The 18,848-nt window shown below is 72.7% G+C and carries 14 protein-coding genes; 4 read left to right on the plus strand and 10 right to left on the minus strand.

The features are described 5' to 3' along the window. Window positions 1-106: 106 nt before the first annotated feature. Genes ACZ6AA_RS30680 through ACZ6AA_RS30710 form a run of 7 tightly spaced genes read right to left on the minus strand, consistent with a single transcriptional unit; the run spans window position 107 to window position 9,213 of the window. The gene (locus ACZ6AA_RS30680) at window positions 107-1,225 is read right to left on the minus strand and encodes a methyltransferase (RefSeq protein WP_471461346.1); all 1,119 of its coding nucleotides are present in this window, start codon (window positions 1,223-1,225) and stop codon (window positions 107-109) included. A gap of 47 nt (window positions 1,226-1,272) precedes the next feature. After that, window positions 1,273-3,039 (minus strand): serine hydrolase domain-containing protein, encoded by a 1,767-nt coding sequence (locus ACZ6AA_RS30685; protein WP_471461348.1) that lies wholly within the window; start codon window positions 3,037-3,039, stop codon window positions 1,273-1,275. Beyond that, window positions 3,036-4,004 (minus strand): class I SAM-dependent methyltransferase, encoded by a 969-nt coding sequence (locus ACZ6AA_RS30690; protein WP_471461351.1) that lies wholly within the window; start codon window positions 4,002-4,004, stop codon window positions 3,036-3,038. Before ACZ6AA_RS30690 ends, ACZ6AA_RS30685 begins: the two co-directional genes overlap by 4 nt. Continuing rightward, window positions 4,001-5,122 carry a Gfo/Idh/MocA family protein gene (locus ACZ6AA_RS30695; RefSeq protein WP_471461353.1) on the minus strand — a complete coding sequence of 374 codons (1,122 nt, stop codon included), beginning with the start codon at window positions 5,120-5,122 and terminating at the stop codon, window positions 4,001-4,003. The genes ACZ6AA_RS30690 and ACZ6AA_RS30695 overlap by 4 nt, the downstream gene beginning before the upstream one ends. Before the next feature lie 5 nt (window positions 5,123-5,127). Continuing rightward, entirely contained in the window at window positions 5,128-6,438 is a 1,311-nt protein-coding gene (locus tag ACZ6AA_RS30700) for a B12-binding domain-containing radical SAM protein (RefSeq protein WP_471461356.1), read from the minus strand. Further along, on the minus strand, window positions 6,435-7,553 hold the full coding sequence (locus ACZ6AA_RS30705) for a Gfo/Idh/MocA family oxidoreductase (RefSeq protein WP_471461358.1): 1,119 nt from the start codon (window positions 7,551-7,553) through the stop codon (window positions 6,435-6,437). The genes ACZ6AA_RS30700 and ACZ6AA_RS30705 overlap by 4 nt, the downstream gene beginning before the upstream one ends. After that, window positions 7,543-9,213, minus strand: a complete 1,671-nt coding sequence (locus ACZ6AA_RS30710) for a Rossmann-fold NAD(P)-binding domain-containing protein (RefSeq protein WP_468484117.1) — start codon at window positions 9,211-9,213, stop codon at window positions 7,543-7,545. Before ACZ6AA_RS30710 ends, ACZ6AA_RS30705 begins: the two co-directional genes overlap by 11 nt. A 286-nt stretch (window positions 9,214-9,499) precedes the next feature. Here ACZ6AA_RS30710 and ACZ6AA_RS30715 point away from each other — a divergent pair, with 286 nt between their 5' ends. After that, on the plus strand, window positions 9,500-12,544 hold the full coding sequence (locus tag ACZ6AA_RS30715; RefSeq protein WP_471461360.1) for a helix-turn-helix transcriptional regulator: 3,045 nt from the start codon (window positions 9,500-9,502) through the stop codon (window positions 12,542-12,544). A 14-nt stretch (window positions 12,545-12,558) separates the two neighbouring features. On the opposite strand, the gene ACZ6AA_RS30720 is transcribed toward ACZ6AA_RS30715, so the two are convergent. From ACZ6AA_RS30720 to ACZ6AA_RS30730, 3 genes are all read right to left on the minus strand, one after another. Continuing rightward, window positions 12,559-13,821, minus strand: a complete 1,263-nt coding sequence (locus ACZ6AA_RS30720) for an FAD-dependent monooxygenase (RefSeq protein ID WP_471461362.1) — start codon at window positions 13,819-13,821, stop codon at window positions 12,559-12,561. A gap of 94 nt (window positions 13,822-13,915) precedes the next feature. Next, on the minus strand, window positions 13,916-14,443 hold the full coding sequence (locus ACZ6AA_RS30725) for a DapH/DapD/GlmU-related protein (RefSeq protein WP_468484127.1): 528 nt from the start codon (window positions 14,441-14,443) through the stop codon (window positions 13,916-13,918). Between the two features lie 111 nt (window positions 14,444-14,554). Further along, entirely contained in the window at window positions 14,555-15,520 is a 966-nt protein-coding gene (locus ACZ6AA_RS30730) for a LysR family transcriptional regulator (protein ID WP_468461170.1), read from the minus strand. 186 nt (window positions 15,521-15,706) lie between these two features. On the opposite strand from ACZ6AA_RS30730, the gene ACZ6AA_RS30735 reads away from it, so the two are divergent. The 3 genes from ACZ6AA_RS30735 to ACZ6AA_RS30745 all read left to right on the plus strand — a co-directional run bounded on the left by ACZ6AA_RS30735 (window position 15,707) and on the right by ACZ6AA_RS30745 (window position 18,848). Next, window positions 15,707-16,252, plus strand: coding sequence for a dihydrofolate reductase family protein (locus ACZ6AA_RS30735; protein WP_468484120.1), 546 nt, complete (start codon window positions 15,707-15,709; stop codon window positions 16,250-16,252). Between the two features lie 336 nt (window positions 16,253-16,588). Next, on the plus strand, window positions 16,589-17,200 hold the full coding sequence (locus tag ACZ6AA_RS30740; RefSeq protein ID WP_468461166.1) for a dihydrofolate reductase family protein: 612 nt from the start codon (window positions 16,589-16,591) through the stop codon (window positions 17,198-17,200). A 253-nt stretch (window positions 17,201-17,453) separates the two neighbouring features. Next, a complete protein-coding gene (locus tag ACZ6AA_RS30745; protein WP_468484122.1) occupies window positions 17,454-18,848 on the plus strand; it encodes a DUF6351 family protein in 1,395 nt (464 codons plus the stop codon).

An 18,848-nucleotide genomic window follows, 5' to 3' on the forward strand; every position in this document is an offset into this window, starting at 1 on the left:
GTGTGCTCCTGCTCAAGGGAGAGCGGCGGGCGCGGTACCGGCTGTTCGTACGGAGACCACCCCCGCCGCCCCTCCGGGCTTCGGTCAGCTCGCCACGCGCTCCGTGCTACTTGGCCTTCTTGGTGCCGACGACGAGGTACTCCGGGCCGTCCAGATGGCGTACGGACGTCGCGGCGAAACCGGCCTCCTCCAGCCAGGAGCGGCAGTCGGCGCCCGTGTAGCCGAGGCCCCCGGCGGAGACCAGCGACACGTTCAGACTGATCAGCAGGCCGGTGGTGCGGTCCCTGCGGTCGTCGTCGATCAGGGACTCGTAGATGAGCAGCGCACCGCCCTCGGGCAGCGCCTCGTACGCCTTGCGGATCAGCATCTTCTTGATGTCCAGGTCCCAGTCGTGCAGGACGTGCCCCATCACGAGGACGTCGGCCGTGGGCAGCGGGCCGGTGAAGAAGTCACCGCCCTCGAAGCGCACCCGGTCGGCGATGCCGAGCTGCTTGGTGTGCGCCGTGAACCCCTCCTCGACCACGGGCAGGTCGAAGCCGATGCCCTCCACGTGCTCGTGGCGGGTGAGGATCTGGGCCAGGAGGGAACCCTCGGCGCAGCCCACGTCCGCCACCGTGCGCACGTGCCGCCAGTCGTGGGTCTCCGCGAGCGCGTGGTTGGCGCCCATGCTGTAGCCGGTCATCGCCCGCAGGAATCCGGTGACCTGGTCCGGCGCGGCGAAGGCCTCACCGAAGGTGTCGCTGTCGGCGTCGGCCTCGACCAGGGAGGGTTCGGTCGGCGCCGCCTCACCCGAACCGTCGGAGTTGCCGGACGCGGCCAGGGCGCGGGTGAAGTCGAGCCGTCCGCCGGTGCGCAGCCCCTCCGTGAGACCGGCCCAGCAGGGGAAGCCCGCGTTGAGGAACTCCAGGTAGCCCGAGATGTCGGTCGCGGGCTTGGCCGGGTCCAGGTGCCGGTCGGCGAGCGGGGAGTTGTGGTACACGCCGCCCCGTCGCTCCAGAAGGCCCATCGAGACCAGGGCGTCCAGGAAGTCGGCGGCGCCGCGCCCGGTGATGCCGAGGCGGCCACGCAACTCCTCGCCCGTCGCGGGCTGTTCGGCCAAGGCGGCGAAGACCTTCAGTTCCACGGCGCTGAGCAGGACCTTGGACTTCCAGAAGGCGACGGCGAGATCAATGATGGCGTGCGGCGAATCGGGCGTGGCGGGCCCGGGCGGGGTGGGGTTGGTCATACCGAACTCCGTTCATGGGATGCGGGGTTGGGGGAGGGGCTGACGGTCTACATCAGGCCCAGGTCCTTGTAGAGGGCGTCGCCGATCGCGATCATGCGTGTCTGGTGCTCCTCCTGCCATGTCTTGCCGTTGAGGTGCAGCGCCACGACGAGCCCGGCGTCCGGGTCCGCGAAGGCCGACGACGTCCACAGGCCGTAGTGGCCGAAGGCGCGCAGCGAGGCGTGGCGGCTGAAGGCCGTGCAGATCTCGCCCAGATGGTGGGACTCGTTGCGGAAGCCGAGGCCCCAGTCCGCGTTGCCGAAGGCGTCGACCAGACCCACCCGGTGGCGCGCGGTCAGCGCCATCACCGTCTGGGGTCCGAGCACGCGGCCGGTCCGGCCCTGTCCACCGTCCATCAAGGCCTCGAAGAACAGCGCCAGATCGGACATCGGGCCGCGGATGTTGAGCCCCGGGATGGGGCGGGTGCAGGACGCCTCGGTGGCGTACCAGTGCGTGGCCTGGAGGGGGGCGCCGCCCCCGGCGAGGTGGATGAGCGGCAGCCGGTCGGCGGCGTCGCGGTACTCCCGTGGGCTGAGGACGACCCGGGTGGCGTCCATGCCGCAGGGCGCGAGGACCTCCTCGGTGAGGTAGCGCTCGTAGTCGCGCCCGTCGAGGGCCCGGACCACCTCGGCGATCAGGAACCACGCCCACCACGGCGCGTACGCGATCCGGGTGCCCGGCCGGGCGTCGGGCGGCACCGTCATCGTGCGCAGCCGCTCCCGGCGCAGTGCGAGGGGAGCGGCCATGGTGCCGTGCAGCGGATCGAGGCCCATGGGCACGGCCGAGGTGTGGGTGAGGAGCTGGTACAGCGTGACGGTCTCCCGGCCGTCGCCGGTGAACCACGGCAGGTACGCGGAGACGGGCGCGAGCGGATCGAGCAGGCCCCGCTCCCACAGCTGGCCCACGGCGGCGGCGCCCACCGATTTGGAGCAGCAGTACCAGATGGGCAGGGCGGCGCGGGTGAAGGGGACACCGGGGCGGCAGTCGCCGAGGGCCACGGAGAGGCGGGTGCCCGACGCGCGGTGGACGACGGCGAGCTGGGCGCCCGGTGTGCTGCGGCCGAGCTCCCCGCGCAGGACGGCCAGGGTGCCCGGCAGGATCTCCTCGGCCTGGCGGCGGGCTTCGTCCTCGTGCTGCTCCTCCACGGCGTCGGCCCGGCCCGGCGCCGGGTGCGAGTGGCGGGCGCGGGGCGCGGTGTCCCGGGCCGGGGGCAGGTCCGTGGTCACCGCGCGCAGCCGCGCCAGGACACCCGCCCGGTCCTGCTGGAGCATCCGGTCCAGGAAGAAGACGAACAGGAACACGCCCTCCAGGCGCACCCCGTCACGTTCGAAGAGCCGCACCCGGCCCACCGCGTCGCCGAAGAGGAACATGGCGGCGTCGGCGACGCTCAGCGTGAGCACCAGGGCGGGCCGCTCGCCCCAGTCCCCGTCGCTGAGGCGCAGGTGCCCGGTGGACAGGTCGGCCTGGACGAGGACGCGCTCCGCGGTTCCGGCGGGAGCGTCGGTCAGACAGAGGCCGAGGCGCACCGCCGAGCCCTCGTCCAGTGGCTCGGCGGCCGTCAGGTCGGCGGCGCACCGCAGCCACCGGGCGGAGAAGAGCGGGCTCGGCGCGGGCGCGCTCGCGTGCAGCGTTCCGCCTGTGTCCGGTGTTCCGCCAGCCCCCGGCGCCCCGTCAGCCCTCTGCGCCCGGCCCGCGTCCGGAGTTCCGCCCGCCCCCGGCGCCCCGCCAACCCGCGGCGCAGCGTCGGCCCGCATCACGTCACCGACCCCGGTCACCGCACCGCCCCCGCGCCGCCCGGCGACCCGTGCGCCCGCGCGACCGTGAAGCGCACCGCCGATGTGGTCGAGAGGCTTCCATCGGGCGCCCGCAGCCGGTCGAGCTCGGCGTTGACCGCCGCCTCGGCCCGCTCGCGCGACGCGGCGGGCACGCCCTCCCAGAACATTCGCCCCGCGGTGGACCAGACCCAGTCCCACCACTGGTGCGGCCCCCGGAAGCGGGTCACGCACGGCTGCTCGACGGTCTCCGCCGAGGCATAACCGGCCTCCTCCAGCATCGCGTGCAGCGCCTCCACAGAACGGAAGGGGCTGTCGTCGGGCAGCGCGTGCGAGGAACCACCGCGCCCGTAGGGGGCGCTGGCCGCGAACACCGGGTCCCAGCGGGGGTCGGGCCGCCCCCACCAGGACACGGCCAGGCGGCCGCCGGGTCCTAGCAACTCCCGGTAGCGGGCGACGGCTTGGCGCGGGTGGGGCAGGAAGAACAGCGAGATACCGGCGAAAACGACGTCCAGCGTGCCGTCCGCGGGCGGAACCACACCGTCCTGGGCGCTCCAGTCGACCGTCTCGGCGTCCGCGACCACGGCGTGGGCGTGCGCCAGACCCGCCTCGCGCAGCGCCGCACGGGAGCGCGCGACCATCCCGGCCGACAGGTCGACGCCGACCGCGCTGCCCGTGGCGCCGGTGGCCTCGGCCGCGGGGACGAGCACGGCGCCGGTGCCGCACCCGATGTCGAGGAGCCGGTCACCGGGCAGCACGTCGGCCCGGGCGACGAGCCGTCGGCCGAGCTCGGCGAAGTGGTTGACGCCGACCCGCTCATAGGTGGGGGCGCTGCGGTCGAAGAGCCCGGCGAGCGCGGCCTTGCGCTTGTCGGCGGTGGCGGGCCGCTCGACGGTCCGGGTGGAGCGGGAGACCGGCTGGGTGGAGCGGCGGGAGGCGGGCGGGGGAGACGCGGCGGTCTCGGTCATGGCGAGGTCCCTTCGAGTGCGGGTGAACAGCTGGGCGGAGCGGGGTGCCCGATGCGCACGGGTGCGCCGGAGCGGGCCGAGGCGTAGACGGCGGTCACCACCTCCAGGGCGCGGCGGGCGCCGTCCCCGTCGGCCAGCGGCGGGCGGCCCTCGCGCACGGCGGCGCAGAAGTCGGCGAGCTGGTCGCGATGCGGCCCGTAGAGCAGTCCGCCCCGGTCGCGCACTGGCTCGGCCCGCTGTGGCGGCAGCACGTCGGCGGCCTGGTTGCCCGTCCCGAACGCGCCGTAGGCGGCGGCCCGTTCGCCCTCGCGCGCCGCGTGGAAGTAGATGAGCTCGTCGTTGTCGATCACCGCGCTGCCGCGGTCCCCGTGCACCGCGAGGCGGGCGGTGCGCCCCGGATAGGCGGCCGTGGTGGCGAGGAGCACCCCCAAGGCGCCCTCGGCGAAGCGCAGACTCGCGCTCGCCACGTCCTCGACATCGATGTCGTGGTGGGCGAGCAGACCGGTGTGCGCCGCGACCTCCGCGACCGGACCGGCCAGGTACTGGGCCAGGTCCACCAGATGCACCGCCTGGTTGATCAGCGCGCCGCCACCGTCGAGGTCCGGAGTGCCGCGCCAGGAGCCGGAGGCGTAGTACGACTGCTCGCGCCACCACGGAAGCTCGACGACCAGGGAGGTCAGCTTCCCGAACCGGCCCCCGTCCACGGCCGACTTGACGAGGCGCACGGCCGGGTCGAAGCGGTGCTGGGAGACGACCCCCAGGGCCAGGCCGCTGCCTTGCGCGGCGTCGAGCAGCCGGTCGGCGGCGTCGAGCCTGACGTCGACCGGCTTCTCGACCAGCACGTGCTTGCCCGCCCGCAACGCCCGCACACCCACGTCGGCGTGCGTGCCGCTCGGTGTGCAGACCACCACTGCGTCGACGTCGGGCCGGGCGAGGAGGTCGGTGACGGTCAGCGGATCGCAGCCCAGGGCCTCGGCCGCGGCCTTCGTGCGCCGCGGATCACGGCCGGCCACCGCCACCAGGCGGGCCGCATCGGGCAGGCCCTCCTGCTCGTGGGTGAGCAGACGCCCCAGGAACGAGCCGAGCACCCCGCAGCCGATGACGCCGAAGCGGAGCACGTGCCTCACCCCGCCGTCGGGACGATGGAGTTGCCCAGGAAGTTCGGCAGCTCGGTCAGGCGCTGCTGCTGGGCGTCCAGGTCGATCGGGTACGTGGCGCGGTAGTGCCGGGTGACCTCTTCCACCTCGCGCCACGTGGTCGGCATCCGGCCGCCGTTGTGCTCGGGCGCGAGCTGGTCGTACAGCGTGGTGCCCGGACGTAGATAGAGCTGGTTGATGCCGAACCAGGCGGGCATCTCGGCGGCCCAGTCGACGAGTCGGCCCGAGATGCAGGCCTCGTCGCCCGGCAGGCCCATCAGGACGAACGCGAACGGCACGATGCCCGCGTCGCGCAGCTTCAGGACGGCCTGCTTGATCTGCTCCTCGGTGACCCGTTTGTGCACGCCGGTGTCGGCGACCGCGGGCGACTCGGCGCCCAGCCACATGCCCTGGCAGCCCGCCCGTGCCCACTGCGTCACATCGCTCTTGAGCACCATCTCCGCCCGGGTCTGCCCCACCCAGCCCAGACCGCGGCCCTGGAGACGCTCGCACAGCTCGCCGTAGAAGGTGCGGTTGATGCCGAAGACGTAGTCCAGGAAGAACACGAACTCAAGGCCCGCCTCCTGCTGGGCTTCGACCTCCGCGACCACCCGGTCCAGGGGCTGGGTGCGCATGCGGGTGCCGAACGGCAGATGGCAGTAGGTGCAGCCGTACGTGCAGCCGCGGGCGGCCAGGACCATTCCGCACGGGCCCGGGAGCGGCAGGCCGCCGGAGATGACCTCGGCGGTGTAGTCGGCGGTGGGCACCAGGTCGAAGGCGGGGAAGGCGAAGGAGTCCAGGGGGATGGCGGGGTAGGGCTTCGGGCGCGGGGACGGGGAGTCGAGCAAGTTGTGCGGAGTGCTCCGGTCGCACAGGACCCGGTCCTCGACGCCCGCGAGGAGATCGGCGACAGCGCCGACGGTCGCCGAGTCGGTCTCGCCGACGGCCACGTGGTCCACGGCCAGGTCGGCGCGGGTGGACTCGGGCAGCTGGGTGCCGTGCGGGCCGACCGCGACCGTACGGGCCGTGGGGAAGCGGGCGACGGCTCGTTCCACGGCAGCACGTACCGGGGCGAGGTCCAGGGGGTAGCACTGGGCCCGGTCCGCGATGGCGCTGTAGACGACCAGCACGTCGAACGGTCCCGCGTCGGCCGGAGCGTCCTGCAGACGCTGGTCCCAGATGGTCACGGAGTGGCCCGCGGCCCGCAGCTGACCGGCGGCGGTCACCGCGTCCAGGGGCAGTTGGATGAAGTACCGGTCGAAGGGATTGCTGGGGATGACGAGGCAGACGCTGCTCATGACGACTTCACTTCCACGGTCGGGGTCCGGCGCGCCGGTGACGGCGCGCCGACGGGCAGCTGTTCTTGGGCGCGGGCCCGGGCGGCGAGCCCGCTGATGCGGGTGATGCCGCGCAGGTCCGGTGCGGGGCGCGCGCCCGGGGCGAAGAGCGTGGACAGGGCCCAGCGCAGGGCGTTCTCCATCGGCGAGTCGTGGATGAGCCACTCGCGGGCGCCCTCGGCCCGGCGCATGGTCAGGCGGTGCATGTTGCGCGGCAGGGGAGTGCCGCCGGGCAGCCCCACCGGGTCCAGTTCGAGGCTGAACGACACCGGGCCGGTGTCGACCTGGACGAGGCGCTGTCTGGTCTGGGCGCCGGTGGGTGTCCGCGGGCACCAGGCGGGGACGGGGCAGCCTGGCCCCGCTTGGGGGCCGACGATCGTCGAGTACAGCTCCACGGCGGGCCCGTCCTGCGGGCACGTCAGGTCGTGGGCCGCGACGCTCGTCAGCCCCGGGTCATGGGCGACCCTGAGGTCGTGGGGGCCGGGCTCGGTGGCCAGGTAGCGGTCGTGCACACCGGGCGGCAGGACCGTGCCGAGCAGCGCGAGCATGTGCAGCCACTCGTAGCCGAACACGCCGTAGTCGCGGTCGACGAAGCGGCCCGAGGAGATGTCCGCGCGCCGGTCCTTGCCGAAGGCGACCCGTACCGCGTCGACCGGGTGGCCCGGCGCCCACTCCTTGCGCGCGGCCCTGAGGATGCCGGGCGCCGCGGCGTGCGCGTACTGGTCCATGACCACCAGGTGGCTCTCGTCGTACTTGGCGAGCAGCGCGGACAGGTCGGGGGCCTCCCAGGAGCGGCACACCGGCTTCTCGACGAGGAGGCGGGCGCGTGGGTCCCGGTCCAGGACGGCGGCGGCCGTCTCCACGTGCGTGGCGGTGGGCGTGCACACCGACCAGACGTCGACCGGCGGGTGGCGCGGCACGTCCTCGATCCGCGTGAACGCGGGCAGGGAGGGCGCGAGGCGCGCGGCGGCCGGGTCGACGACCGAGACGCGCACGCCGAGCCCGCTGAGCAGCCGGTGGTGCAGCTGTCCCGCGACTCCATAGCCGACGACGCACACATGTGTCCTACCGGACATGGGCGTCTCCCCCGGGCGTCGCGGTGTCGTACGGCCCGGTGCCCGCAGGCCGTCCTTCCCGCAGGTAGCAGTCGTAGTACGCGGGGAAGAGGCCGGCCTCGTCGATGAGTTCGTCGACGACGTCGAGGTGAACCCCGGGGGTGAGGGAGTCCACGTCCCGGCACAGGCGCTTGGCCGCGAGCAGGGTTCCGGCCCGGTAGGCGTCGTACCCGCGGTTGGCGATGCCCTCGTACTCGTACAGGTTGAGCGAGCGGCCGTCGCCGAGGAGCGTGACCGTCGCGCCGTGCGGCAGGTGGTGGCGTACTCCCACGTAGGGGACGGGCGTCGACGTCGCGCCGCAGCGACCCTCGCTCAGCACGCTGAAGTCCTTGGTCGCGAAACCGGCGAGGAGCGTGCCGTCGGCGAGCAGGGGGACGTCCTGCTCGGTGACGGCCGTGCCGCCGCTGCTTCCGACGATGAGGAAGGGCCGGTGGTCGGTGAGCGCCTCGGCGATGGTGCGGTGCGTCTCGAAACCGTCCTCGGCGGCCGTGATGAGCGCCAGGATGTCGGTGTCCACGACATGGACGCGACAGCCGAGCGCGCGCAGGGCGTGCGCCACGCGGTTGCCGAGCGTGCCGTGGCCGAGGACGAGCACATGGCGGCCGATGAACTTCTCACCGGGCACGATGGCGCGCAGCCGGCGCACGCAGGAGTCGGCGATCTCGTTGTAGCCGAGACGGGACTTGAGCTGCGAGCGGGCCATGTTCAGGACGGGCACGGCAAGGCGGCCCGGCGCGTCGTTGATGCGCTTGAGACCGCTCACGGTCAGCTCGATGGCCGCGTCCACCGGCTCGACAAGTCCGCTGTCGCTGCCCCGGCCCTGGGCGAGCAGCCCGCCGTCGTCGATGACGAGGACTTTGCGACCGACGGCGTGCGCCCGGCGGATGAAGTCCTCCACGCGGGCGTCGACGGCCAGCGCCTCGGCCCGGGCGGCCTCGTCCGCCGTCCCGTTGATCACGGAGTTGTCCAGGACGTCGCTGGCGTAGCCGCGGTGCAGGAACCACGCGTGCACCCGGTCGCGGTGCAGTGTGCGGTCGCCCTTGGACAGGGCGTAGATCCACTCGGGGGCGATCCCGGCCCGCTCCATGGCGAGCAGCAGGCCCACGCTGTTCTCCACGTAGTGGTCGCGGAAGATCAACGCCCACTCGGCGAAGGCGGGTTCGGGAGCGTCGTAGCGGCCGAGCAGCGGCATCGCCGCCACGATCGAGTCGGCCTCGGCCTGCGTGTAGCACCGCGCGCGCCGCCCCAGCTCCTCCACCAGCGCGGCGAACACCGACTGCGCGCGCGGCGGCAGCGGCCCGGACGCCGACACCAGCACCCGGTGCCCGCCCGCCGCGGACGCCACGGCGTCGAGCGTTCCCGGTGGCCCGGCGGGCAGGGGAGCGCTGCGCACCGACAGGACGGTGCCCTCGACGCGCACCGCGCACCCGCCGGGCCCCTCCTCCTGCAGACGGGCCGGTTCCCTGGGCCAGGTCTGCCCGGCGATGACCGTGCGCACCGCCGCCAGGACGGCGGCGGGATCAAGACAGCCGTCCACCACTTCGAACGGGCCCGACGGCCCGGACCGCGACACCTCCTCCTCGTACTGAACGTGCTGCGAACCCACTTCAGATACCGACATATATCCACCCCAGCCAGGCGTGCATTCCTCGTGAGAACAGCCCCGTGTCGCCCCGTCGGCGCTCTGTGCACAGCGCCGACGGACGGCCTCGGGAGCCACTCTCCGCCGGGAGCGCGTGCCGGGGCATCTGTCGGACGACGAGCCTCTCCGAGCGGCAAAAGAGCCAGGAATTCCCCGACATGGCGGCATAGATCTTCGGCCATCCGTCATACGGGGCGGGATAGACCGCGGACCATCAGTCAATGCATCAGTCGAAAGGAGCGGTCACAGCGGAGGGCAATCTGGCATGTTCGTCGGTCGGGAACAGGAACAGCGCGAACTCGCACGCGTCGCCGCCGCGTTGAACGAGGGGCAGAGCGGGACCCTCGTCCTGCGAGGGTCGGCGGGGATCGGCAAGAGCACACTGCTGCAGCACCTGCGGCACACCCTGAAACCAGAGGTGACGGTACTGACCGCGGTCGGCGTCGAGAGCGAGACCGAGCTGTCCTTCGCCGCCCTGCACCAGCTCCTGCTGCCCCTGCTCCCCGACGCGGACGGGCTTCCGCCGCCCCAGAGCGCCGCCCTGCGTTCGGCCTTCGGCCTCCAGAGCGCCCCCGCCGACCGGTTCCTGGTCGCCCTCGCCGCGCTCACCCTCCTGTCCGAGGCCTCCCACAGCGACCCGCTCCTCCTCCTGATCGACGACGCCCAATGGCTCGACACCCCCTCCGCGGACGCCCTGCTGTTCGTCGCCCGCCGCCTGGGCGCGGAAGCCGTCGGGATCGTCTTCGCCGTACGCGACGGCGCCCGCCCCTTCGCCGCACCGGGCCTGCCCGAACTGCGCGTCGGCCCGCTGGACGCGTCCGCCGCCCGCACCCTCCTCACCCACCACCTGCCGGAAGCCGCCCCCACCACCCGCGACCGGCTGCTGCGGGAGGCCGACGGCAACCCCCTCGCCCTGGCCGAACTCCCGCGCGCCCTCAGCCGCCCCCAGCTCGACGGCGCCGCGGTCCTGCCGGAGGAACTGCCGCTCACCGAACGCCTGCAGCGCCTCTACCGGCACCGCGTCACCAAGCTCCTCGCCCGCCCCGGCAACGCCCTCGTCCTCGCCGCGACCGAGGGCGACGGCGACCTGGGCGTCATCCTGCGCGCCGCCGACGACACCAACCGGGCCATGGACGAGCTGGGCGCCGCGGAGAGCGCCGGACTGCTCGACCTCGACCAGCGGCGCCTGCGCTTCCGCCACCCCCTGGTCCGCTCCGCCTTCTACCAGGGCACCCCCCTCAGCCGCCGCCGCGCCGCCCACATCGCCCTGGCCGAGGCCCTCGACCCCGGCGACGACCGCCACGTCTGGCACCGGGCCGCCGCCGCGATGGGCCCCGACGCCCAGGTCTGCCACCTCCTCGCGGAACTCGCCGACCGGGTACGGGGCAGCGGCGGCGTCGCCACCGCCACCAAGGCGCTGCGCCGCGCCGCCGACCTGGCGCCCTCCAACGGTCTGCGCGCCCACCTGCTGATCGACGCCGCCGACTGCGCCTGGACCGCCGCCGAGACCGGCCAGGCCCACGCCATGCTCACCGAGGCCGAGCCGCTGGCCGACCAGCCCGTCCTGCGCGCCCGCCTCATGCAGGTGCGCGGCGCCATCGCGCACGCCTCGAGCGACCCGTCCAGGGCCTGCGCGACCCTCCTCGAAGGCGCCGCGCTGGTCCGGGAGAGCGATCCGCACCTCGCCCGTGAGTCCCTGGCCATGGCGGCCCGCTCGGCGTGGGTCGCCGGTGATCCCGGGCGGTTGGCGCACATCGCGGGCGTTCTGGATGAGCTGGCTGCCGCTGACACTGCCGGAGGGGGTGCCGCTGTGAGGGACTGCGCAGCGGCGGGCGCCACCGGGAGGGGCGGCGCAGGGGCGGGCGCCGCCGCGTCGGATGCTGCTGGGAGGGACGGCGCCGGAGCGGGTGCCACCACGGCGGGTGCCACCACGGCGGGTGCCACCGGGACGGGCACCACCGTGACGGACGGCGCCGAGGCGGGCGCCGCCGTGACGGGCGCCGCCCGTGCGGACGCCACCGCGACAGACACCGCCGCAGCCGACGCCACCGCTCCGGACGCCACCGCACCGAGCGGCCCCCATGACGCCTTCGGCTGCCACCTGCGCTACCTCAGCGGCCTCGCCGCCGACTCCACCACCGCACCCCCGCACACGAGTGCGGAGGGCGGCGCCGACGTGCGCGGTGCCCGCATCCCGGAGACCTGGCTAGACCCCGACGACCCCCACCCCTGGGTATGGCCCCCGACGTTCCTGCCCCACCTCCTGAACGCCACGCTGCCCTGGCGCGACGACCTGGAGCGCGCCGTGGACACCCTGCGCCGCCACGGCGCGATCGGCGCCCTGCCCATGTCCCTGGCCCCGCTCGTCGCCCTCCAACTGGTGACCGGACCCTGGCCCGACGCCACCGCCCACGGCAGCGAAGCGCTCACCCTCGCCCGGGAGACCGGACAGCTCGGCGCCGCGAGCCATCTGCGCGCCATGCTCGCCTGGATGGCCGCCGCCCAGGGCGACAGCGCCCGCTGCCTGCTCCTGGCCAGGGAGTCCCTCGACGTCGCCGTGCCGCGCCGCATCGCCAGCGCCGTCACCCTCGCCCACTGGGCCCTCGGCCTGAACGGCCTGGCCGAGCGCCGCCCCGTACACGCGGCGCAAGTCCTCGGCGAAGTCTGCACACCCGGCGGCTCGGCCGAACACTTCATGCTGCGCCGCCTGGTCCTGCCCGACTACGTGGAGGCCGCCACCCGGGCGGGGCAGCACCAGCGCGCGGAGAAGGCGATGCGCCGCCTCGGGGGTCCACAGGCGCACGACGGACCGCACCTGCTCGCGGCCCGGCTGCGCTGCCAGGCCCTGCTCGCCCAGGGGGACCGGGCCGAGGAGCTGTTCACCGCCGCCCTCGACAAGGCCGACACCTCACCTTTCGAGACGGGCCGCACCCGCCTCCTGTACGGGGAGCGCCTGCGCCGCGACCGCCGCATCAAGCTCGCCCGCGAGCAACTGCACCTCGCCGAGATCCAGTTGCGCCGGATCGGCGCCCGGCCCTGGGCCCAGCACGCCCGCATGGAACTCGCCGCGGCGGGCGACCGCTCCGCCCAGGCCGCCGCCCCCGCCAAGGCCTCCGACCACACCGCCCTGACCGCGCGCGAACATCAGGTCGTACGCCTGGCCGCCCAGGGCCTGAGCAACGGAGAGATCGGCGCCCGTCTCTTCCTCAGCCCCCGCACCGTCGGCTACCACCTCTACAAGGCCTTCCCCAAGCTCGGCGTGGGCTCCCGAGCCCAACTCCTGGGCATGGCCTTCGACGAGGGAAGGTGACCGTCGGTGCGTCCTCAGGGGGCGAGGTCGGTGGCCTGGTCCGGGATGGTCCACGACGCGTGGGAGTTGACCTGCTCCACTGTCGCCTGGGTCAACTCCTTGTAACCGTTCGCCACCGCGCTGGCCTCGTCGACGGGCAACGCGGCGCCGCGCTCTTCGGCCCGGGCGATGACTGCTTCCGGCCCCAACTCGCGGTTGGCCAGGACGATCGCGTTGACCGCTGCCCGGCGCATCGTGTCGTAGCGGCGGAGCGCGGTCACGGGGTCGCGCTCGCGGGCCAGGCACCAGGCCAGCACCCGAGCGTCGACGATGGACTGCGATCCGCCGTTCATGCCCATCGGGAACATCGGGTGTGCGGCGTCACCGAGCAGCGTGACCCGGCCGAAGCTCCAACGGGGCAGGGGGGCACGGTCGAGCATGGGGTACTCGAAGATCGCCGATGAGCGCTCGACCAGCTTCGCCAGGTCGACCCACGGAAGGCTCCAGTCCGCCACGCCCGTGAGGACCTCAGCCGTCGTGACGCGGCGGCTCGCGCGGTCCGGTGATGCGGCGCGCTTCCCGTTCCCGGAACGTACTTCGAGCACCCAGTTCATCAGGGCTTCGCCGCCCTCGGCCACCGGGTCCTCGATCGGGTAGGCGACGAACTTCGCGCCGGGGGTGCCGCCCGCCACCAGGACCGTCCGGCCGTCGAGGATGTGCGGGTACGGGGCGACCCCGCGCCACATGTGGACGCGGTTGAAGTGCGCGGGGCTCTCGGACGGGTGGAGCTGGGCGCGTACCGCGGAGTCGATGCCGTCGGAGCCGATGAGCACGTCGGCGTCCTCGGTCATCGGCATACCGCTGGTCCGGTCCACGAAGTGGGCCCGGACTCCGCCGGCTGTCTGCTCGCAGTGCCGGAACAGCAGGCCGGTGCGGACGCAGTCCGCCCCCAGGCGCTCGCGCACCGCCGTCAGGAGCATCAGATGCAGACGGCCGCGGTGTACGGAGTACTGCGGCCAGTGGTAACCGGCCGCGAGACCGAGTGCCTCCTCCCACACCGGTTCGCCCGACCGGTCGCGGTAGCTCAGCAGGTACGGGGGAAGCGCGATGGCGGCGAGTCCGTCGGCCAGGCCGAGCTCCGCGAGTTCCCGTACGGCATGCGGCAGCAGGTTGATCCCCACGCCGACTGCCTCGATGGCCCGCGCCGCCTCCCGCACCCGCGGACGGAACCCCGTGGCGTGCAGGCTGAGAGCGCAGGTCAGCCCGGCGATGCCCCCTCCCACGATGGTGACCCGCATCGGCCGCCCCCGTTCTGTTGTTGAAAGCACAACGCAGGGCCCCGCAGCCGAGTTCCGAGTCCCGCGAGACGGCCCTGACCGTCCACGGCGTGGCTCAGTCGATCGTCTTGATCACCCGGGCGGGCACTCCCGCGACCATGGTGCCGGCAGGAACATCACGCGTGACCACCGCACCGGCGGCGACCACCGCCCCGGCACCGATCGTCACCCCCTGCGTGACCACGGCAGCCGTCCCGATCCAGACGTCGTCCTCGATGACGATCGGGGCGAAGGAGAGGAACGCGCGGCGCTCGGCCAGGGGCAGTGGATGGCCTCCGGTGATGAGGCTGACCTTCGGGGCGATCATGACCCCGTTCCCGATGCGGATGCCTCCCTTGTCCATGAAGGTGCACCCCTGGTTGACGAAGACGTTCTCCCCGAACGTCGTGTTCAGCCCGTACTCGGTGAAGAACGGCGGGTAGATCGTCACCGACTCCGGCAGCGGACCACCGAACACAACAGAAAGGAGTTCCGCGCGACCTTCTCCGTCGCTGAACGGAAGCACGTTCAGCCGAGACGTCGCATCGGTCACTTCTGCGATCCGCTCCGCATGACGCGCGAACTCAGGCGTCCGGACATACATGACCTGCTCTGTGCGTGTAGACATGCGCTGATCCCACCACCGCGCAGAGCACTCGATCAAACAACCCTGCACCACGCCAGACACAACCAATGGTTGTGAACATCCTTCACGTCAGCCCAGCGGCCTGCCGGACGTGTCCGGCTGCGGCAGCTCCTCGGGGGTGTGGGGCGCGCCGCGCACCGGGCGGGCGATCTCGTTCACGATGTCCAGGAACGGGCCGGTCAGGGGGTTCGTTCCAGCGGTGGGCCACATGAGTCCGTACTCGATGGGCGGGGCGTCGTGGAACGGTACGAAGACCATGCCGGGCCGCTGGTGGAAGTTCTCCGCCCGCAGCGAGACCGTGCTGACTCCGACGCCGTTGGCGATGTGCACGAGGACCTCGGGCCAGAAGTTGGTCGCCGGGCCCTGCGGGATCCTGCGGCCGGACGGGGTCTTGCGGGGGAAGTAGCGGTCCATCCAGTAGCGCGGTATGTGCGCGTCGTTGAGGGTGACCAGGGTCGCGTCGGCAAGGTCCTCGAGCGACACCGATTCCCGTCGTGCGAAGGGGTGGTCCGCCGGAACCATGAGCGCCCGCGGCTCCGTGAAGAGCAGCGGTCCTATCGTGATGTCCGGTTCGCGGATGGGGAATTCGGTGAGCTGGAGGTCGATGGTGCCCGCCCGCATCCCTCCGAGCGGGTCGCACAACTGCACTTCCACGATCTCGACGTCGCAGTGCGGGTGGCGCACGCGGAACCGGTCCGCCGCCTGGACCATGAGGTTCCCGCACCACGCCCCGGACCAGCCGACCCGCACCATCCCCCTGACGAGCGCCCCGCGGCTCACCGCGATGGCCTGCGCGAGCCCCGCGCTGATCTGCTCGTAGGCGGGCAACAGGTCGTCACGCAGCTGGCGTCCGACCTCGGTGAGGGTCACTTTGCGGCTGTTGCGTTCGAAGAGCGGGGCACCGACGCGGCGTTCCAGCTTCTGGATGGTCTGGCTGACCCGGCCCGTCGTCACATGCAGACGCTCGGCCGTACGCCCGAAGTGCAGCTCCTCGGCCAGTGTCAGGAACGCTTCCAGCTCCAGTCGCTCCAGCATCGCCACCCCCTGTGCGTGGTGCCGCCCCCCAGCGTTTAGCACCGCTCAACGGAGCATGCCACTCTCCGATCTTGTTGGCTCAACCATGGATCACGCACTCTGGCGGTGCGGCGTTCGACAGGCCTTCCTCCTGGCCAGGGCTGTGCCGGACGCCGGTGTCCCGTCGTATCGATCGGAGCCCCGCACATGAGTGAAGTCGTCGTCCTGATGCACGTCCTTCTCGACGGCGTGGTCGCGAACCCGTCCTGGGCCCGGCCGTCGCGGTACGACGAGCACGAGAAGTACCAGCTCGGCCAGATCGCCGCGAGCCGGGCGCTGCTGCTGGGGCGGGTGACGTTCCAGGAGATGGCCGAGGCCTGGCCCTTACGGGACGCGGCGGAGGAATACACCAGGCTGGTGGACGCAGCGCCGAAGTACGTGGCGTCCACGACCCTTGACCACGTGCCGTGGAACGGCGTGCTGATCCCCGGTCGGCTCGCCGAGCACGTCGCGAAGCTGCGGCGCGAACCGGGCCAGGACCTGCTGGTGCTGGGCGGGGCCGAACTCGTGGGGCAGTTGGTCCGGCTCGGTCTGGTCGACGTGCTCAAGCTGTGCGTCCATCCGGAGACCGCGGGCACCGGGCGGCGCCTGTTCCCGCAGGGCGGTGCCCCGAGCACGTGGGCCCTCACCGGCACGTCGCTGTTCCCCTCCGGCGCTGTGGCCCTGGAGTACCGGGTACCGGCACGGGCCTGACCGCCCCCGCGCCGCAGCGGGGCTCGCGCCGCTGCCCACCGCGCCGGGCCCCACCTCTCACCACTAGGTCATCACACCCACGCAACACGAAAGGGGCTTCGCCATGCGCAAGTTGCGGCTTCAGATCCGAACGACCGTCGACGGCCACCCCCCTCGACCGCGAACCGGTCGCCGAGGTCCACCTGTTCGTCAGCCCCTCGGTGATCGACGCGGGCCAGCCGGAGCCGGTGCGGCTTCCCGGCACCCGCGACACCCGCGGCTCCCAGCACCCCGCTTCGCGGCATTCCGCCGCGCGGCATTCCGTACGAATCCGACCCACAGGAAAGCGAGTCACTCATGCGTATCACCATCGGCGAGTTCATCAGCCTCGACGGCGTCGTGCAGGCCCCGGGCCACCCGGACGAGGACGGCGACGGCGGCTTCGCCCACGGCGGCTGGACCCACCCGTTCTTCGACCCGGAGGTCATGGGCTCCGCCCTGGCCGACTGGTCCAAGAGCACCGAGGCCATGCTGTACGGGCGCCGCACCTGGCAGGTCATGGCCGCGGCCTGGCCCGGCCGGGCAGGCGACCCGTTCGCCGACCACATGAACAGCGTCGCCAAGTACGTCGTGTCCAGCACCCTCGGGGAGAACGACGTGACGGCCTGGAACAACTCCTCGCTCATCCCGGGCGACCAGGCCGTCGACCGGATCAAGAAGCTGCGCGAGACCGAAGGCGGTGACCTGGCCGTGCTGGGCAGCGCGTCGCTGTGCCGGACCTTGCTGGCCGAGGGCCTGGTCGACGAGCTCCGACTCATGATCATGCCGGTGGTCCTCGGCGGCGGGAAGTCGATCTACCCGGTGGACGGCGTCCTGCGCTCCTTCGAGCTGGCCTCAACGGTCACCAGCGGTACCGGCGTGCACGTGTGCACGTACCGGCCCAAGGCCCCGGCGGCCGCCGCCGCGTAACCGCCGCGCGGCACCCACCACGGCACCGTCGGGGCTCTTCCCGTGCGGCGGTCGGCGCCCGTGCGCCGACCGCCGCACACAGGCCGAGTGCCCCGGCCTTGGTGGCCTCGAGGTTCGCCGAGAACGTGAAAACACCTCGGACCCCGATGAGTTCACCGTGTGCCGAGGGTCTGTCCCTGTATACGTCAGACGTTGGATGAGGAAAGGAACGCTCCTGATGATCCTGATGAGGAGACGAGGGGGAGGCGTCGTCGTGACTGCCGTGCTGGTGGCAGGCTCGATGTTCGGGACCGGCACCGCGGGGGCCGCCGAGTCGGCCGACACGGTCGGCGAGCGTCGTTCGTACACCGGGGAGATCGACGGGGCGAAGTACCGCGTGGAGGTCCCGAAGCGGTGGAACGGGACGCTGCTGCTGTACAGCCACGGCTACTATCCCGCGGACTGGAAGCCGGAGAAGATCGCCCTGACCAACAGCGAAGAGGCCGAAGAGGCCCTGCTGTCAAAGGGGTTCGCCCTGGCGGCGTCCGACTACAAGGGCACGCACGGGTACGCGGTGGCGGACGCTCTGACCGACCAGATCGCGCTGCGGGACTGGTTCGACCAGAACGTCGGTCGGCCCAGGCGCACCATCAGCACCGGCCAGTCGATGGGCGGGACCGTCGCCACCTTGTTGGGGGAGCGGCACCCGGGCCGGTTCGACGGCGTCCTTGCGATGTGCGCGGAGTACGACGGCAACGGGACCTGGAACACCACGCTGGACATGACGCACGCGCTCAAGACGCTCCTGGTGCCCGAAGCGGACCAGGACATCGATCTGGTGCGGCCACGCGATCCAGAGCGCAGCGTCAAGGTCCTCGTGGCGGCGGTCGACCGCGCCCTGGAGACCGAGCACGGCAGGGCGCGCCTCGCCCTCGTCGGCGCCCTGGGCAACATCCCCGGGTGGAACTCCGCGCACGAGGCGCGGCCGACGAAGACCGCGGACCGCGTGCGGGCGCAGGCGCAGTGGCTGCGCAACGCGTACGTCGCGGGCACCGGCCCGCTCAGCCGGGTCGACCTGGAACGCCGGGCAGGCGGCAACCCGTCCTCCAACACAGGCGTCGACTACCGGCGGCAGCTCGCCGGTTCGGCGCAGAAGGACCTGGTCCGCAAGGCGTACCGTGCCGCCGGGGCGCCCGGCGCCGCCCTGGCCGCCGATGTGGCCAAGCTGAACGCCGGCACCCGGATCACGGCGGACGCCAGGGCCGTCGACTACATGAAGCGGTACACCATCGCGCGGGGGACGACTCCGCAGCCCGTGGTGACGCTCCACAACACCCAGGACGGCGGCGCGGTCTCCGACCAGACCGGCTGGTACGCCGACCAGGTCCGCCGCAACGGCGAGCCGGGCAGCCTGCGCCAGATGTACGTGAACCGCGGCTCGCACTGCGCGTTCAGCGCGGCCGACGAGATCACCGCACTGGAGACCCTGCTGGCCAAGGCCGACACCGGCCGCTGGCCCAGCACCGACCCGCGGACACTGAACCGGTCCGTCGGCCGCCATCAGCCGGAGCTCCAGCAGGTCCTTGACTTGGCGACGTTCGAGAAGAAGACCGTGCCGCCCGCCTTCACCCGGTTCACCCCCGCACGCTTCCCCCGCCCCTCCCGCTGA

The sequence above is a fragment of the Streptomyces sp. NPDC040610 genome (assembly GCF_055594065.1).

What these genes read in the sequence shown, in the direction of transcription:
- ACZ6AA_RS30680 (WP_471461346.1), bottom strand. Translation starts at nt 1,225, where the DNA reads ATGACCAACCCCACCCCGCCCGGGCCCGCCACGCCCGATTCGCCGCAC.
- ACZ6AA_RS30690 (WP_471461351.1), bottom strand. Translation starts at nt 4,004, where the DNA reads ATGACCGAGACCGCCGCGTCTCCCCCGCCCGCCTCCCGCCGCTCCACC.
- ACZ6AA_RS30700 (WP_471461356.1), bottom strand. Translation starts at nt 6,438, where the DNA reads ATGAGCAGCGTCTGCCTCGTCATCCCCAGCAATCCCTTCGACCGGTAC.
- ACZ6AA_RS30705 (WP_471461358.1), bottom strand. Translation starts at nt 7,553, where the DNA reads ATGTCCGGTAGGACACATGTGTGCGTCGTCGGCTATGGAGTCGCGGGA.
- ACZ6AA_RS30710 (WP_468484117.1), bottom strand. Translation starts at nt 9,213, where the DNA reads ATGTCGGTATCTGAAGTGGGTTCGCAGCACGTTCAGTACGAGGAGGAG.
- ACZ6AA_RS30715 (WP_471461360.1), top strand. Translation starts at nt 9,500, where the DNA reads ATGTTCGTCGGTCGGGAACAGGAACAGCGCGAACTCGCACGCGTCGCC.
- ACZ6AA_RS30720 (WP_471461362.1), bottom strand. Translation starts at nt 13,821, where the DNA reads ATGCGGGTCACCATCGTGGGAGGGGGCATCGCCGGGCTGACCTGCGCT.
- ACZ6AA_RS30725 (WP_468484127.1), bottom strand. Translation starts at nt 14,443, where the DNA reads ATGTATGTCCGGACGCCTGAGTTCGCGCGTCATGCGGAGCGGATCGCA.
- ACZ6AA_RS30730 (WP_468461170.1), bottom strand. Translation starts at nt 15,520, where the DNA reads ATGCTGGAGCGACTGGAGCTGGAAGCGTTCCTGACACTGGCCGAGGAG.
- ACZ6AA_RS30735 (WP_468484120.1), top strand. Translation starts at nt 15,707, where the DNA reads ATGAGTGAAGTCGTCGTCCTGATGCACGTCCTTCTCGACGGCGTGGTC.
- ACZ6AA_RS30740 (WP_468461166.1), top strand. Translation starts at nt 16,589, where the DNA reads ATGCGTATCACCATCGGCGAGTTCATCAGCCTCGACGGCGTCGTGCAG.